The organism is Ornithinimicrobium cerasi (assembly GCF_003702705.1).
Lineage (GTDB): Bacteria > Actinomycetota > Actinomycetes > Actinomycetales > Dermatophilaceae > Ornithinicoccus > Ornithinicoccus cerasi.
Map to the genome: position 1 here is coordinate 48,337 of NZ_QZMN01000012.1, position 13,527 is coordinate 61,863.

The 13,527-nt window shown below is 70.0% G+C and carries 16 protein-coding genes and 1 pseudogene; 7 read left to right on the forward strand and 10 right to left on the reverse strand.

The window, feature by feature from the left end; genetic code table 11:
- Positions 1–127 precede the first annotated feature (127 nt).
- Entirely contained in the window at positions 128–613 is a 486-nt protein-coding gene (locus tag D4B81_RS13885; RefSeq protein ID WP_122263311.1) for a mycothiol transferase, read from the reverse strand.
- A 198-nt stretch (positions 614–811) separates the two neighbouring features.
- Here D4B81_RS13885 and D4B81_RS13890 point away from each other — a divergent pair, with 198 nt between their 5' ends.
- From D4B81_RS13890 to D4B81_RS13910, 5 genes are all read left to right on the forward strand, one after another.
- A complete protein-coding gene (locus tag D4B81_RS13890) occupies positions 812–1,774 on the forward strand; it encodes a hypothetical protein (RefSeq protein ID WP_161965169.1) in 963 nt (320 codons plus the stop codon).
- A gap of 375 nt (positions 1,775–2,149) precedes the next feature.
- The gene (locus tag D4B81_RS13895; protein ID WP_122263195.1) at positions 2,150–3,103 is read left to right on the forward strand and encodes an ABC transporter ATP-binding protein; all 954 of its coding nucleotides are present in this window, start codon (positions 2,150–2,152) and stop codon (positions 3,101–3,103) included.
- Between the two features lie 47 nt (positions 3,104–3,150).
- Positions 3,151–3,912, forward strand: a complete 762-nt coding sequence (locus D4B81_RS13900) for an ABC transporter permease (RefSeq protein WP_161965170.1) — start codon at positions 3,151–3,153, stop codon at positions 3,910–3,912.
- A 10-nt stretch (positions 3,913–3,922) separates the two neighbouring features.
- Positions 3,923–5,068: a sensor histidine kinase gene (locus D4B81_RS13905; RefSeq protein ID WP_122263197.1), complete on the forward strand. Its 1,146-nt coding sequence runs from the start codon at positions 3,923–3,925 to the stop codon at positions 5,066–5,068.
- Positions 5,068–5,673, forward strand: coding sequence for a response regulator transcription factor (locus D4B81_RS13910; RefSeq protein ID WP_122263198.1), 606 nt, complete (start codon positions 5,068–5,070; stop codon positions 5,671–5,673). Before D4B81_RS13905 ends, D4B81_RS13910 begins: the two co-directional genes overlap by 1 nt.
- A 98-nt stretch (positions 5,674–5,771) precedes the next feature.
- On the opposite strand, the gene D4B81_RS13915 is transcribed toward D4B81_RS13910, so the two are convergent.
- Both D4B81_RS13915 and D4B81_RS13920 read right to left on the reverse strand, forming a co-directional pair.
- The gene (locus tag D4B81_RS13915; protein WP_122263199.1) at positions 5,772–6,821 is read right to left on the reverse strand and encodes a S66 family peptidase; all 1,050 of its coding nucleotides are present in this window, start codon (positions 6,819–6,821) and stop codon (positions 5,772–5,774) included.
- A 60-nt stretch (positions 6,822–6,881) separates the two neighbouring features.
- On the reverse strand, positions 6,882–7,229 hold the full coding sequence (locus D4B81_RS13920; RefSeq protein WP_237566002.1) for an HNH endonuclease: 348 nt from the start codon (positions 7,227–7,229) through the stop codon (positions 6,882–6,884).
- Positions 7,230–7,425: 196 nt separating this feature from the next.
- Between D4B81_RS13920 and D4B81_RS18915 the strand changes: the two genes are divergently transcribed.
- Positions 7,426–7,599 carry a hypothetical protein gene (locus tag D4B81_RS18915; RefSeq protein ID WP_237566003.1) on the forward strand — a complete coding sequence of 58 codons (174 nt, stop codon included), beginning with the start codon at positions 7,426–7,428 and terminating at the stop codon, positions 7,597–7,599.
- A gap of 16 nt (positions 7,600–7,615) precedes the next feature.
- On the opposite strand, the gene D4B81_RS13930 is transcribed toward D4B81_RS18915, so the two are convergent.
- The 6 genes and pseudogenes from D4B81_RS13930 to D4B81_RS13955 all read right to left on the reverse strand — a co-directional run bounded on the left by D4B81_RS13930 (position 7,616) and on the right by D4B81_RS13955 (position 10,987).
- Positions 7,616–7,972 (reverse strand): iron chaperone, encoded by a 357-nt coding sequence (locus tag D4B81_RS13930; RefSeq protein ID WP_122263201.1) that lies wholly within the window; start codon positions 7,970–7,972, stop codon positions 7,616–7,618.
- Positions 7,973–8,101: 129 nt separating this feature from the next.
- Positions 8,102–8,605: a mycothiol transferase gene (locus tag D4B81_RS13935; protein ID WP_122263313.1), complete on the reverse strand. Its 504-nt coding sequence runs from the start codon at positions 8,603–8,605 to the stop codon at positions 8,102–8,104.
- 62 nt (positions 8,606–8,667) lie between these two features.
- Positions 8,668–9,435 carry an ABC transporter permease gene (locus D4B81_RS13940; RefSeq protein WP_122263202.1) on the reverse strand — a complete coding sequence of 256 codons (768 nt, stop codon included), beginning with the start codon at positions 9,433–9,435 and terminating at the stop codon, positions 8,668–8,670.
- Positions 9,432–10,267 (reverse strand): annotated as a pseudogene (locus tag D4B81_RS13945) (ABC transporter ATP-binding protein). Before D4B81_RS13945 ends, D4B81_RS13940 begins: the two are co-directional and overlap by 4 nt.
- A gap of 7 nt (positions 10,268–10,274) precedes the next feature.
- Positions 10,275–10,637, reverse strand: coding sequence for a DUF1048 domain-containing protein (locus D4B81_RS13950; protein ID WP_122263203.1), 363 nt, complete (start codon positions 10,635–10,637; stop codon positions 10,275–10,277).
- Positions 10,638–10,639: 2 nt separating this feature from the next.
- On the reverse strand, positions 10,640–10,987 hold the full coding sequence (locus D4B81_RS13955) for a PadR family transcriptional regulator (protein ID WP_122263204.1): 348 nt from the start codon (positions 10,985–10,987) through the stop codon (positions 10,640–10,642).
- A 200-nt stretch (positions 10,988–11,187) separates the two neighbouring features.
- On the opposite strand from D4B81_RS13955, the gene D4B81_RS13960 reads away from it, so the two are divergent.
- Positions 11,188–12,072: an alpha/beta fold hydrolase gene (locus tag D4B81_RS13960; RefSeq protein WP_237566004.1), complete on the forward strand. Its 885-nt coding sequence runs from the start codon at positions 11,188–11,190 to the stop codon at positions 12,070–12,072.
- A gap of 98 nt (positions 12,073–12,170) precedes the next feature.
- On the opposite strand, the gene D4B81_RS13965 is transcribed toward D4B81_RS13960, so the two are convergent.
- Complete coding sequence (locus tag D4B81_RS13965; protein ID WP_122263205.1) at positions 12,171–13,478, reverse strand: DUF2786 domain-containing protein; 1,308 nt, start codon at positions 13,476–13,478, stop codon at positions 12,171–12,173.
- Positions 13,479–13,527 lie beyond the last annotated feature (49 nt).

Here is a 13,527-nt window from a genome sequence, read left to right on the forward strand (position 1 = left end):
ATGACGACAGGCGGGGTCGAGTGCTCTCCGGAAGAGTTCGCAGTGATCGCCGTGCGTGGCTTCCTCCGCGATCACCGCTGATTGCAAGAATGCCCGCACTTGCCGCGCGTCGTGCATCGGTACGGGTCTATTCGACAACGAGGTACTGGTGACCGTCGATTCCCTCGCGGGCCATGTCCAGGTGGCCCGCGTGGGTGGCGGTCTCGAGCAGGAGCCTGAGCAGGCACTGACGAACGTCCGCGAACGGTGGAAAGGGAAAGGCGTCCTCTGAGGGCCACCAGCGCGGTGGTCCGTCAAGGTCCACCTCGGCAAGTACGGCGCCGGTGCGGCGCGACCAGTGTCGGTACCGCTCCACGGCCTCAGCGCCGGAGGTCACTGGAGCTGTCCAACCGTCCTGAATGAGGCCGATCGCCTCTTCGTCGCCACCGATGATGGCGCTACCCCAGAAGACCTCGGCGTCGTAGGTGAGGTGATTCAGCAGCTGGGCGATCGACCACCCCGACGGGGCGACGGCTCGGGTCAGGTTCGCCGCGTCCAACCCGTCCACGGCAGCCAGCACATGCTTGCGTTCTGCTTCGAGATGTCCCAGGAGCACCGCCCGTTCGCGCGTCATATCGGCAGGGTATGTGAGCACCAGGTCGCCTCTTCTGCCGCCGGTCGTTCTGCCATCACGAGATCCTCCCGACCGGTCTGGCCGTTGCCGCTGTCGTCACGCTGCAGCGCCTGTGCTTCGCCGTCTGGCTCGCCTGCTCACGACACGGCTCGAGTGCTACCCCTGCGGGCGCGGCAGGGGCACGATGGACTCGTGGACGTGAGCGATGCGCTGCGTGACGCACCAGTCAGGCCGGGGGCGTGGGAACGGCGTACCCTGCAGAGCTGGGACCCGTTGCAGGTTCTTGCGCTCGTGCTCCTCGGGGCCGCGGCCGGTGCTGCCGTCGTGCTGACAGGCCCGTCCGAGGGCGTGCACATGCGGTTCACCCGGTCCGACGGTTTCCTGGTATGGCTGGTGACGATCTGCGTCCAGACCGCGTTCTGGTCGGTGGTGACGCTCCCCCTCTGGCGCGAGGTGATCGACCTGCACCGTGACACTGCGCCATCGCGTCGTCTGATGGTCCTGCCGTTCTTGATCACGGCCGCCCTAGCCGTGCTGATCGTGTCGCGGCTGGGGACCCAGCGACCGGACTCACCGTTGTGGGCGCACCACCCGAAGATGGCGTTCCTGACCCTCTTCGCGGCGGTCGGTGTCGGACTGCCTGCGCTACATGCCATCGCGCTCGTGCAGGACCGGGTCCGGCGTCACTCACCGGACAAGCTCACCCAGGCCGATCTCAGGGTCGCCGTCGTCGCCCGTGACTACATCAAGAGGTACCTCGGGATCGCCGGTGCCGTGATCGGCCTGGCAGTCCTGGCTGCGGGTGCGCTCCGCCGTGCCGTCCTTCTCTTCGACCCTGGGGGTGGGAGCATCAGGGCGGCACCGGCCGAGGCCGTGCTCCTCTACGGCGCTTTCTTCACTGCGCTCCTCCTGGTCGTCTACGTCCCTGCACACCTGACCCTTCAACGGTTGTGCGTCGACCTCCGCGAGTTCCACTTTCCCGTCGCGGGGATGCCTGCGCCGACGACGTCCGAGTTCAAGGAGTGGATGGACGGGCGAGCACGGATAGACACGTTGACCCAGGCGCAGGTCTCGCCCCTTCAGCAGCTGCAGTCGAGCCTGTTCATCCTCGCCCCGCTGCTGTCGGGCGTACTGGGCGCGTTCCTCCCGAAAGTCATCTAGTGCATGCCCCGGACCGACGGTAAAGCCCCCCGTCGTGGGCTGCGGCGTCGAGACAGGGGGAGTGAAGGAACCACACCCTCGGGATCTCCGCGGTCGTCTCTCGGGATGGCCCGGGTGGCCAGTAGGTCCTCGTGCAGCTGTATCCAGACGCGGTTGGCCGCGGCGACCACTGGTGAGCGGACCCACCCGTGGTCTCCCTGCCCGGCTCGGGCCAGGGCTGTGTCGATGCGTGGCTGCTGCACGCCGAACCGTGGGACCTCGGCGGCGAGCACCGTCATCACGTCCCCCGGACCACTGCCGGGCATGACAACTTTCATGCCCCGGTGGTGATTCTGGGCACTACTGTCGCGGTGCGCGGAGGTCGAGCCTTGAGGTATGACGACGACGAAGCTCAGACATCAGGACCTGCCCACCACCCAGGACACCACCGTGCTCGCCGAGCTCGTGGGGGCCTCGAAGCAGTACGGTCAGGGCGCGGCCACGGTACGGGCGGTCTGCGGACTGGACCTGCAGGTGCGTTCCGGGGAGCTCCTGGCCATCCTGGGACCCAACGGGGCCGGAAAGTCCACGGCCATCGGGATGCTCACCGGCCTGACGACGCCGTCGTCCGGTATGGCGCGGCTCTTCGGACGCGACCCCCGCGACCTGCGTGCCCGTCGCCGTCTCGGCGCGATGCTGCAGGCCTCGGGGGTACCGGACACGCTGCGCGTGCGGGAGCTGCTCGCCGGTTTCCGCGCCTACTACCCCGACCCCCTGCCCATCGCGCAGGTCATCAGCGCAGCGGGCCTTGAAGGGCTCGAGGACCGCATGTTCGGCGAGCTCTCCGGCGGCCAGCAGCGACGCGTGCTGTTCGGCATCACCCTGGCGGGCGACCCCGACCTGCTGATGTTCGACGAGCCGACCACCGGTCTGGACGCGGAGTCTCGGCGGGGCCTGTGGACCACGCTGCGCGAGCTGGCCCGGTCGGGGCGTGGCGTGGTGCTCACCACCCACTACCTCGAGGAGGCCGACGCCCTGGCCGACCGGATCGTGGTGATCGACCGCGGCGTGGCGATCGCCGAGGGCACGCCCGCCGAGATCAAGGCCCGCGTGCCTGGGCGACGGGTCCGCGCCCAGACCACGGTCAGCGTGACCGAGGCGGACCGGTGGCCCGGCGTGACCCGGGCATCACGCGAGGGTCCGTGGCTCGACCTGCTCGTCGTATCGGCTGAGCCAGCGCTCCGCGCGCTGCTCCATCTCGATCCCCGGGCAGCTGACGTGACCGTGACCGAACCGAGCCTGGAGGAAGCCTTCCTCACCCTGACCAGCGACATGGAGGCAGCATCATGACTACCCGAACTGCGACACCCACGACGACCTCTGAAGCAGCGCCCAGGGTGAGTCAGAGGAGGATCTACGTCACCGAGGCCCGACACGAGTTCCTCAAGCTGATCCGCATTCCCATCTTCGCCGTCAGCACGATCGCCCTGCCGGTGATGTTCTACCTGCTCTTCGGCGTTGCGTTCGGCGGCAGTGAGGGCGGCGGGGTGGGCGCGACCACCTACATGCTGGCGACGTACGGCACGTTCGGCGTGATCGGCGCGGCCCTGTTCGGCTTCGGCGTCTCGGTCGCCGTCGAGCGGGGGCAGGGCTGGATGCGGCTCAAGCGCGTCTCGCCGATGCCCCCGCAGGCCTACTTCGTGGGCAAGGTGGCGATGAGCACGACGGTCTCGGCACTGATCATCGGGCTGCTGTTCGTCCTCGGTGCCAGCGTGGGTGCGGTGCGGCTGCCCGCCACGGAGTGGATGAGCCTCGGGCTGGTCCTGCTGCTCGGGGCGCTGCCGTTCTCGGCCATGGGCCTGGCCTTCGGCTACCTCGTCGGCCCGAACTCCGCACCAGCCATGCTGAACCTCATCTACCTGCCGATGGCGTTCGCGTCAGGGTTGTGGATCCCGATCCACCAGCTGCCCACCTTCGTGCAGGGGATCGCTCCGGCTCTCCCGCCGTACCACTTCGCCCAGCTCGCCCTGAGCACGATCGGCGCCGCGGAGAGCGGATCATGGGCGCTGCACGTCGTGGTCCTGCTAGCGTTCACGGCGTTCTTCCTGGCCGTGGCCGCGTGGGGCTTCCGGCGCGACGAGGGTCGGACCTACGGATGAGGCGCACCTGATGAGCCAGAGCCCGCCGCACCCCACCCGCTTCATGCGCTACGTCTGGTTGGTCTACCTCGGCGCGCTGTTCTTCCAACCCGTGTTCGACACCTCGAGCGATGCGGGGGACTGGCTCGCAGTGGCGGTGCTCGTCGCGCTGTTCGTGCCGCTGTATGCCGCGACGTTCCGGGCCCGCGACGACCGGCAGACCCTCATCCTCCTCGCGGTCATCGGCGTCCTGGCCCTGGCGGGTTCGCTGGCCAACAGCGGGGCCAGCGTGTTCGCGATCTACGCGGCGGCCATCGCCGGTCGTCTGTACCCCACCCGCCGGGCCGTCACGGCGGTCGCCGCTCTCGTCGTTCTCGTCGCGGTGATGGTGCTGATCTCCCCGGTGCCGATGCCGTGGCGGCTGGCCGGGCCCACTCCCGCCCTGTTCTTCACCGCCGTCGTCGGCGCGACGAGCATCTTCGACGCTGAGCGGGAAAGGGCCAGCCAACGACTCCTGCGTGCCGACGAGGAGATCGAGCGTCTGGCGACGATCGCGGAACGGGAGCGGATCGCGCGGGACCTGCACGACCTGCTCGGGCACACCCTGTCGGTCATCGTGCTGAAGTCCGAGCTGGCCGCACGACTGGTGCGCACAGATCCGGATCGGGCAGTGGCCGAGGCCGACGACATCCAGCAGATCGGCCGCGAAGCCCTGGCGGAGGTGCGCACCGCGGTCGCCGGATACCGGGCCAGGGGTCTCTCCGCCGAGATCGACGGGGCGCGGGTGGCCCTGGAGGCGGCAGGAGTCGACGTCCACGTCGACGTGGATGCCGACATGACCGCCCTGCGCCCCGAGCAGGAGTCCGCCCTGGCGATGGCGCTGCGCGAGGCCGTCACCAACGTGGTGCGCCACGCCCAGGCCCGGCGCGCCACCGTCAGCATCACCACGGTCGGGGCTCACGCGCGGCTCACGGTGAGTGACGACGGACGCGGCTCCTCGGGGCTGGCGGGATCGGGTCTCACCGGCATGCGCGAACGGATCGCTGGCCTCGGTGGCCACGTCCAGGTGCGCGAAGCGACACACCTCGACTCAGCGCACGGGACCGTGGTCGAGGTGACCGTGCCCCTGGTGCGGACGGCCCACGACGGACTCCGGTCACCGGAGGTGGGTGGGTGATGACGATCACCGTCGTCCTGGCCGAGGATCAGCTCATGGTTCTCGGTGCCCTGAGCACCCTGCTGGAGCTCGAGGTCGACATCACCGTGGTGGGCACCGCCGCCGACGGTGAGGAGGCCATGCGCCTGGTCGAGACACTGCACCCCGACGTCCTGCTGACGGACATCGAGATGCCCAGGATGTCCGGGCTGGAGGTGGCCGCCGAGGTCCAGCGTCGAGGCCTGCCGACCCGGGTGGTCATCCTGACCACGTTCGCTCGGAGCGGGTACCTGCGGCGGGCGCTGGATGCCGGTGCTGTCGGCTACCTCCTCAAGGATGCGCCCGCCAGCGCCCTCGCCCAGGCCGTCCGCGACGTACACGGAGGAGGTCGCACCATCGACCCCCAGCTCGCCGCCGACGCTTGGGGCGAGCCGGACCCACTGACCGACCGGGAGCGCCAGGTCCTGCGTCTGGCCGGTGAGGGACTGGCCAACGGCGAGATCGCCGGACAGCTGCATCTGTCCGAGGGCACGGTGCGCAACTACCTGTCCGAGGCGATGCGCAAGCTCGGCGCCTCGAACCGGGTCGCGGCGGCCCGGCTGGCGCGGGACCGGGGATGGCTGTGACCGCCACCACGGAATGGGTGGCGTGACGCATCGCCATCGGACTCGAGAGCGTCGGCATCGCCATCGCAGGACGAGGTCGCCCCCGCGACGTTCGGCCCCTACGAATAGTCAGCCGTCACCTGTCGCGTCGTCGAGTCGATCGTCATGGTCCCGCCGTGGGGCAGGATCCACTGTGGTCGGGTGTGACCGAAGGGGATCCCGACGCACACGACCGCGTCCGGGTTGTACCGACCGATGACCTCGATCACGGTCTCGCACTGCTCGGTGCGCCGGCGGCTGCGCTCCGCCAGGTCTGGTCGGTCCTCGAAGGTCGACACCGGCGGTCGGGCCACGAGGACGGCGTCGACAGCCGCCAGCAGGCCACGCTCTCCCATGGAACGCAGGATCCACCGCACTTCCCGTGCCGACGGCAGTTCTTCCGAGGTCTCCACGAGCAGGATGCCCCCGTCGAGGACGTCGGGATCCTGGGGAAAGCGGCCTGCGGTGAGGATCCACTGCAGCACCTCCAGGCAGCCGCCCCAGGTCGGACCGGTCACGACCCGGGCCGGGCCGGCCCACACCCAGTCCTTGGTCGGCTCGCGGTCACCGAACTCCCGCAGGGCACCCCGGTCGTTCCAGTGACGGCCGAAGTCCTCCGACTCGCCCGGGTCCGTGATCTCCAGCGTCTCTCCCGTCACCAGCGCGGCCAGCAGCGACCGCGCATGGATGTCGTCGACATCCGGCCCCGGACCCAGGTGCACCTGTGAGGAGCCACCGTGAAAGCTTGCGACACCGTGCGTCCACAGCCAGGTGTGCACGTTCGTGTTGTCGCTCGTCCCGAGGAAGGGCTTGGGGTCTGATCTGACCAGATGAGGGTCCAGGTGCGGTATGACGGTGATCAGGTCCTCGCCCCCGACCGTCGTGAGGACGGCCCTGATGGCCGGGTCGGCGAAAGCCTCGTTCAGGTCGCGGGCACGCTCTTTCGCGCTGGCGCCCAGCTGCCGGGTGGTGGGGTACTCGACCGGGACAAGCCCGGTCACCCGCTCCAGTCGCGCCATTGCTTGATCGTGGACCTCAGGAGCAACAGCCGGCGCAGCGAACGAGGAGGACAGCACGGCAATGCGATCGCCAGCCCTGGCCTTCGGAGGTCGAACCAGGTCAACGGCCATGCCGCTATGGAAGCACAACCCCGAAAGGCACGATCTCGGGGAGAACGCCGCCGACAGTCGTCACCCTTCCGCAGTGGCGACCGCTTCCGCGATCTCGACCTGGCGCCTGAGGAAGGTGCGTTCGTCCAGCTTCTTGCGTCGCATCCACACCGTGACTTCGGCGTTGCACTTGCTGGCATTGCAGGGGCCGCACGCGGGTACGACGTTCGTGAAGGTGTAACGCCCTCCCCGGGAGACGGGCAGCATGCAGTCCTTCTGCAGCTGGCGATCCATCACCCCGCAGTAGGCGCAGCCGCCCCAGGCACCCACCAGCGCAGCCCACTGCACGTCCGTCAGGTCGTGCACCACCTGAGCCATGCGCCGTTTGCGACGGCGTGCGTAGATCGCCGCTCGGCCACGCGATGCCACGGTCCGAGGGTACCTCCGACGCTGCAGCGGACGGTGGCGGGTCAGAGGGCGTCGACCATGCCTTCGCACAGCGCCACAGTGTCGGCTTCGGAGCTGAGATCATGGGCGCCAACACGTCCGGCCGCCGGGGTGGCAGGACGACCCGGACTGGAGGGGTCGGTGGGGACCGAATCCACCGTTCCACACACCGACCGTCGTGCTCACCCACCACCCGCGGCCCCCGATGGAGATGGAGGGCGGCACGACGTTCCACTTTCTCGAGGCCACCCCGGCCGACGCACTCGCGACGGCTCGCGCAGCCGCCGGTGGCCAGGACGTCCGCATCGGCGGCCGCGTCACCTTCACGCGAAGGGCCGTCTCGTCGACCTGACACGGTGGTCGCTGGGTCAGGGTGTTGCGTCCGCCCGTGCCGCCCGTGCCAGGCTCTCGATGAGCGCGTCCGGGATCGGTCTGCGCGGGGAGAAGGTGATGCCGGTCTTGGTCGCCCTGAGGCCGGCGGCGGCGATGTCCTCTGCATGCTCGCTGATGGCGCCCGGTAGGACGTACAGCCCGCACTGCTTGCTGAACGCCGCATAGCTCGCCACGACCGAACCGCCGATCCTGAAACCGGGCATGTTGTAGGCCACGACCTCCTCCGCCTCCGGCAGGGCGCGGGCCAGTGTCTGCCGCAGGCGTCGCAACAAGGGTTGGAAGGGCACCGGCGCCGCGGCGATGTAGGCGTCGTGGTCGACGATCGTCGTCATGGCTGCGCTCCTGCAGGGTGTGGGCCGTCTCGATCTCTTCTGCCGATTCTGTACCCGGTCCGGCCCCCCTGCGGCGTTGAGGACGTCGACGCTCGTCAGGCACGCCGCATCCAGGGGAGGATGTGTCCTTCATTCTCCGGTCTGGCCGTGGATCCGTTCCCGGATCAGGTCAGCGTGACCGTTGTGCCGGGCGTACTCGCCGATGAGCTTGGCGAGGTTCCACCGGACGCTGAAGCCGTTGCCGTCGCACACCTCGTCCAGGGTCGGGTGCGAGCTCAGCGCGTCGTCGGTCCTGCGCATCTCCGACCGCCACCCCCGCATCGACTCCGCGACCATCGTGACGTCGCAGTCGATGTCGTCCTCGGCGTCGTCCGTGTCACTGCCCCACACCCACTCCAGCTCCGACCTGGGTCCGAGCGCCCACACCCCGTAGGCGCGCTCCATCTCAGCCAGGTGACGCACGAGGCCGAGCAGCGAGAGGGCCGACGGCGTGACCGCTCGCTCTACCGGTTGGTCGTCGGTGAGGCCCTCGGACTTCGCCGCGAGGGCATCGCGGTGGAAGGCTAGCCAGCCGGTGAGTATGCCGCGCTCGTCACCGTCCGGGGGCTGCTGAGCCCGATCTGCTGCACCCATGACCTCCACTCTCTTCCTCCGACCGTATACCCGTCGTCATACCCGTCGTCATGGGACCCGGCTCAGGTGACCTTGCGGCGGTAGACGAGGGACGCGAGGGCGTAGGCCAGCACGAGGATGGCGCCCAGCCAGAAGAGGCTGACCCAGATCTGATCGTCCAGAGGATCCTGGGCAAGCAGCGCCCGGAGGGTGTCCACGATGGAGGTGACCGGCTGGTTCCGGGCGAACCATGCCACCGGGCCGGGCATCGAGTCGGTGGGGACGAAGGCCGAGCTGATGAAGGGCAGGAAGATGAGGGGGTAGCTGAAGGCGCTCGCGCCGTCGACGCTCCTGGCCGAGAGCCCGGCGATCACCGCGACCCACGTGAGGGCCAGGGTGAAGAGGACCAGGATGCCGACGACGCCGAGCCAGGCGACCACGGAGGCCCCGCTGCGGAAGCCCATGAGCAGCGCGACGGCGATGACCAGGGCGACAGAGACGAGGTTGGCGGCCAGCGAGGTGAGGACGTGGGCCCAGAGCACGCTCGAGCGCGCGATCGGCATCGACCGGAACCGCTCGAAGATGCCGCTCTGCAGGTCCAGGAACAGCCGGTAGGCGGTGTAGGCGATGCCGGAGGCGATCGTGATGGGCAGGATGCCCGGGAGCATGTAGTTCACGTAGGGCTCGTCCGACCCGATGCTGATCGCGCCGCCCAGCACGTACACGAACAGGAGGAGGAGCACGATCGGCGTGACGGCCGTGGTGATGACGGTGTCGGGGCTGCGCAGGATGTGCCGCAGCGACCGGCCGGTCAGGACGCCGGTGTCCCTCAGCATCCGGGTCGTGGTCATGGGGTGTCCTGGTGAGTGTGGGCAGCGGGTTCAGCCGCGGTGCCGGAGGTGGCGGTCTGGCCGACGAGGCTGAGGAAGACGTCCTCCAGGGAGGGTTGCTTTCGCACATACGCGACCTTCGCCGGCGGGAGGAGCTGTTTGAGCTCCTCGAGAGTGCCGTCCTGGACGATCGTGCCCTCGTGCAGGACGGCGATGCGATCGGCCAGGTGCTCCGCCTCCTCGAGGTGCTGGGTGGTGAGCAGCACCGTGGTCCCGGTTCTCGACATCTCCTTGACCGTGCGCCACACCTCGAGGGGGGCCTGGGGGTCCAGTCCTGTCGTCGGTTCGTCGAGGACGACGACCGGGGGCGAGCCGATGAGGCTCATGGCGATGTCCAGCCGTCGGCGCATGCCACCTGAGTAGGTCGACACCGGGCGCCGGCCAGCCTCGGTGAGCGAGAACCGCCCCAGGAGGTCGTCGGCGATCGCGCCGGGTCGCTCCAGGTGGCGGAGCCTGGCGATGAGCACCAGGTTCTCCCGGTGAGCACGTCGTCGACGGCGGCGAACTGGCCGGTCAGGCTGATCGACTCGCGCACGTCGGCGGCATGGGCGGCGACATCGAACCCGTTCACCACGACAGTGCCCGCGTCCGCCCTCAGAAGCGTCGAGAGGATCCGCACGACGGTGGTCTTGCCCGCACCGTTCGAGCCGAGGAGAGCGAAGATCGTGCCCGCCTGCACCTCGAAGTCGACACCCGTCAGCACCTGCACCGACCTGAAGGACTTCCGGAGTCCTCGGACCCGGATCGGCACCCGGTGTGCCGGGTCGGTGGTCGCCTGCGTCGTCGCGCTCATGGCAGGCTCACGCCTCGCCGTCGGCCCGGGCGATGGCATCGCTCAGGCGCTTGCGCTCCCTGTTGATCCACTGGCCGTCCGCATAGTTCTCCAGGAAGGTGTCCGCGAACTCCACCGGATCCTCTCCGACGACGTCGCGGATCGGGGTGCCGTCGACGGCCGCCCGTTCGATGAGGTCGGCCAGGTCCTCGAGCATCTGCATGAGGACGTCCCCCCGGCCGATCCCGCCGGCGTACGTCAAGTACCGCTCGATCCCCTCGATGGCGATGCGGTACTGGGCCGGCAGCTGTGCCTTGCGGGCCTTGTAACGGCGCCACCGCCTCTTGTCCTCCAACGAGCCGGTGACGCGCTCCATCCATCCTGGGGGCATGACTACTCTCCTTCGTGCTGCGGGGTGATGTCGCGATGTAGCCGCTCGATGCGGTCGGCGAGGAACCGCCAGTTCTGCCAGAAGTCCTGGAGATGCCGGTCACCCGAGGCGTTGAGCGTGAAGACCTTGCGCGGCGGGCCCTTCTCGGACGGCACCTTTGTCACGTCGACGAGCCCACGCTGCTCGATCCGGACCAGGAGGGCGTAGACGGTGCCCTCGGCGATGTCGGTGAAGCCCGCCGCGCGCAGCTGCGTCGTGATCTCGTAGCCGTGGGCCGGCCTCTCCGCCAGGATCATCAGGACGATGCCCTCCAGCGTGCCCTTGAGCATCTCCGTCGTCTGCCTGCCCATCCACCCTCCGACTACTCAGTGTTGATGACTACTGGTACACAGTAACACTGAGTACCAGTACCTCGCAAGACCGAGCACTGACTTCGAGATCTTGGCACCTGGACGCGCTGGATCCGACCGCCAGGCGGGTCACGGGGCTGGCGCGGGTCGGCGCGTGGGTGGAACGATGTGGACGACACCATGGACGGGGAGGACCGAGCATGATGACCGAGGCCATCAGCCGCGCCGTCGAGACACCAGGCGCCACGATCGTGTACGACGTACGGGGGCCGCTGCCTCCGGCCGACGACCGCCCACCGCTGCTCATGATCGGGCAGCCCATGGATGCGAGCGGCTTCAGGACCCTGGCGTCGTTCTTCCCCGACCGGACGGTGGTCACCTACGATCCCCGCGGTCTGGGGCGCAGCACCCGCAGCGACGGTCGCGACGACAACGACCCTCGTCAGCACGCCGACGACCTGCACCGCCTGGTGGCGGCCCTGGACGTCGGACCCGTGGAGGTCTTCGGCAGCAGCGGGGGAGCGGTGGACGGACTGGCCCTGGTGGAGGCGTATCCGGAGGACGTCCGCGTGCTCGTGGCTCACGAGCCGCCCCTGACGCACCTGCTGCCGGACGCCGACGCGGTGCGGCGCGCCGAGCAGGACATCAGCAGCACGTACCAGGACGCAGGTTTCGGCCACGGCATGGCCCGGTTCATCGCCTACACCTCCTGGGAGGGTGAGCTGACGGCAGAGTTCTTCGACCGTCCGGCCCCGGATCCGGCGGCCTTCGGACTGCCTTCCGAGGACGACGGTTCGCGCGGCGACCCGCTCCTCTCGGGCGCCTCGGAGAGCGTGACCGCGTGGACGCCGGACGTCGACGCCCTCGTCGCTTCGGGGGTACGGCTCGTCGTCGCGGCGGGGGAGGAGTCAGCGCGTCAGGTCACCGGACGGTCGGCGCAGGCCCTGGCGGAGCGCCTGGGTCTGCCGCTGACGATGTTCCCGAGCCACCACGGAGGGTTCCTGGGTCCTGAGCTCGGTTGGCCGGGCCAGCCCGAGGCCTTCGCCGCCCGGCTGCGTTCGGTCCTCGACGGGCAGGTGCCCTAGGACCGGGAGCAGCTGCGGGCAGCGGACCGTGCCGCCGGGGGGAGCGGTCCGGACCTCCCGGGGCCCCAGGGCCTCGGCGGGCAAGGGTCGCCAGATCCTCACGACGCCCTGCCGGTGAGGCGGCCGCCCGCGCCGAGGTCGGCGCGGTCCGCCGCCGCACGCCCCTGCATGAACCCCGCGTAGTCGCTCACCTGGCGGGCCCGGCCCGTCTGCACCCGGGGGAACAGCTCCCGCGTCCGGGCCGTCACCTCCTGGTCGCGGCGACCGAGGACCACGGCGAGGGCGTCCGTGCGGGCCAGGTGCGCGGCAGGGATCCCTGCACCGTTCGTCGAGCCCTCCTCCAGCCGGACCGACGCACGCGACTCCTCCTCCCGGCTCGCGTCCTGCAGACGCTGCCCGACGCGGGTGGCGAAGCCGAGCAGGAAGGAGGACCGGAAGCCACGACTGCGGGCGGCCTGGCCCGTCGACTCGCCCTCGCGCCGCATGGCCGTGGTCGCCTGGACGAGGAGCGAGGTGTAGAGCAGCTCGACGGCGCGTCGGTCACCCTCGAAGCCGATCACCGTGGCAAAGCCGGCCGCCTGGCTCCACACCGTCCGGCACCGGTTGGCGAGGCAGATCTGGTGCAGGAGCTGCATCTTGGGAGCCTCGTAGGGGCGGTCGACGGCCAGACGCACCGCGTCCGGGTGATGACCGGCCCGTTCCGGGTCGGTGCTCTCCAGCATGGCGCGGTCGATGCGGTAGCGCGCCATGAGGGACTGCGCCGCCGCGGTGAAGGTCTCGGCCTCCGCCTCGTAGGGCGTCCCCTCGGCCTGGGCGAGGAGGCGCCGCACCCTCGTCAGCAGCTTGTCGTCGACCGGGGCGGCCTCGCCGTCAGCGTGCCTGTGCTGCCCGGGCAGCGGGCCGATGACCGGGATCACCGGCAGCCTCTCCACGAGGACGGCGGCCTCGAGCGTGACCGCGCACGCGCTGACCCAGGCGGCGGCCGGGTCTGCGGGTGGGCTCGACCGACGTCCGGGCCGGCCCCGGCCGCGCGCAGGCAGTTCCTCCACCTGCTGCCACCAGCGCGGGTCGACGGTGCTGCGGGCGTAGGTCCGCAGCTGCGTGCGGACGGCCTCGGCCACCGCCAGGACCACCTCGTCCCCGTGCTCACGACGGGCCGCCCGCTCGAGGTCGGCCGGCTGCCACCCCCGCACCCAGGCCTGCCCGACGGCAGCCGTGAGCGTCGCCTCCAGCAGGCCGGCCACCGCCGCGCGCAGGGCGGGGTTCTCCTCCCGCACGAGGAGCGCCCGGACCGGCAGCGGTGCCGGGACCCGGCGCGCCCTGCCGAGCAACGCCTCGACCGTCGCCCTGGCCTGCTCCGCGACCGCCCCTGACCGCGGCCCAGACCCCTGCTCCCGATGTCCCATGGTCCGCTCCCTCGACCTCGACGACGTGACTCTCGACCTCGACGACGCC

Coding starts and splice junctions, on each gene's coding strand:
- D4B81_RS13885 (WP_122263311.1), bottom strand. CDS start 613: ATGACGCGCGAACGGGCGGTGCTCCTGGGACATCTCGAAGCAGAACGC.
- D4B81_RS13895 (WP_122263195.1), top strand. CDS start 2,150: ATGACGACGACGAAGCTCAGACATCAGGACCTGCCCACCACCCAGGAC.
- D4B81_RS13905 (WP_122263197.1), top strand. CDS start 3,923: ATGAGCCAGAGCCCGCCGCACCCCACCCGCTTCATGCGCTACGTCTGG.
- D4B81_RS13910 (WP_122263198.1), top strand. CDS start 5,068: ATGACGATCACCGTCGTCCTGGCCGAGGATCAGCTCATGGTTCTCGGT.
- D4B81_RS13915 (WP_122263199.1), bottom strand. CDS start 6,821: ATGGCCGTTGACCTGGTTCGACCTCCGAAGGCCAGGGCTGGCGATCGC.
- D4B81_RS13930 (WP_122263201.1), bottom strand. CDS start 7,972: ATGACGACGATCGTCGACCACGACGCCTACATCGCCGCGGCGCCGGTG.
- D4B81_RS13935 (WP_122263313.1), bottom strand. CDS start 8,605: ATGGGTGCAGCAGATCGGGCTCAGCAGCCCCCGGACGGTGACGAGCGC.
- D4B81_RS13940 (WP_122263202.1), bottom strand. CDS start 9,435: ATGACCACGACCCGGATGCTGAGGGACACCGGCGTCCTGACCGGCCGG.
- D4B81_RS13950 (WP_122263203.1), bottom strand. CDS start 10,637: ATGCCCCCAGGATGGATGGAGCGCGTCACCGGCTCGTTGGAGGACAAG.
- D4B81_RS13955 (WP_122263204.1), bottom strand. CDS start 10,987: ATGGGCAGGCAGACGACGGAGATGCTCAAGGGCACGCTGGAGGGCATC.
- D4B81_RS13960 (WP_237566004.1), top strand. CDS start 11,188: ATGATGACCGAGGCCATCAGCCGCGCCGTCGAGACACCAGGCGCCACG.
- D4B81_RS13965 (WP_122263205.1), bottom strand. CDS start 13,478: ATGGGACATCGGGAGCAGGGGTCTGGGCCGCGGTCAGGGGCGGTCGCG.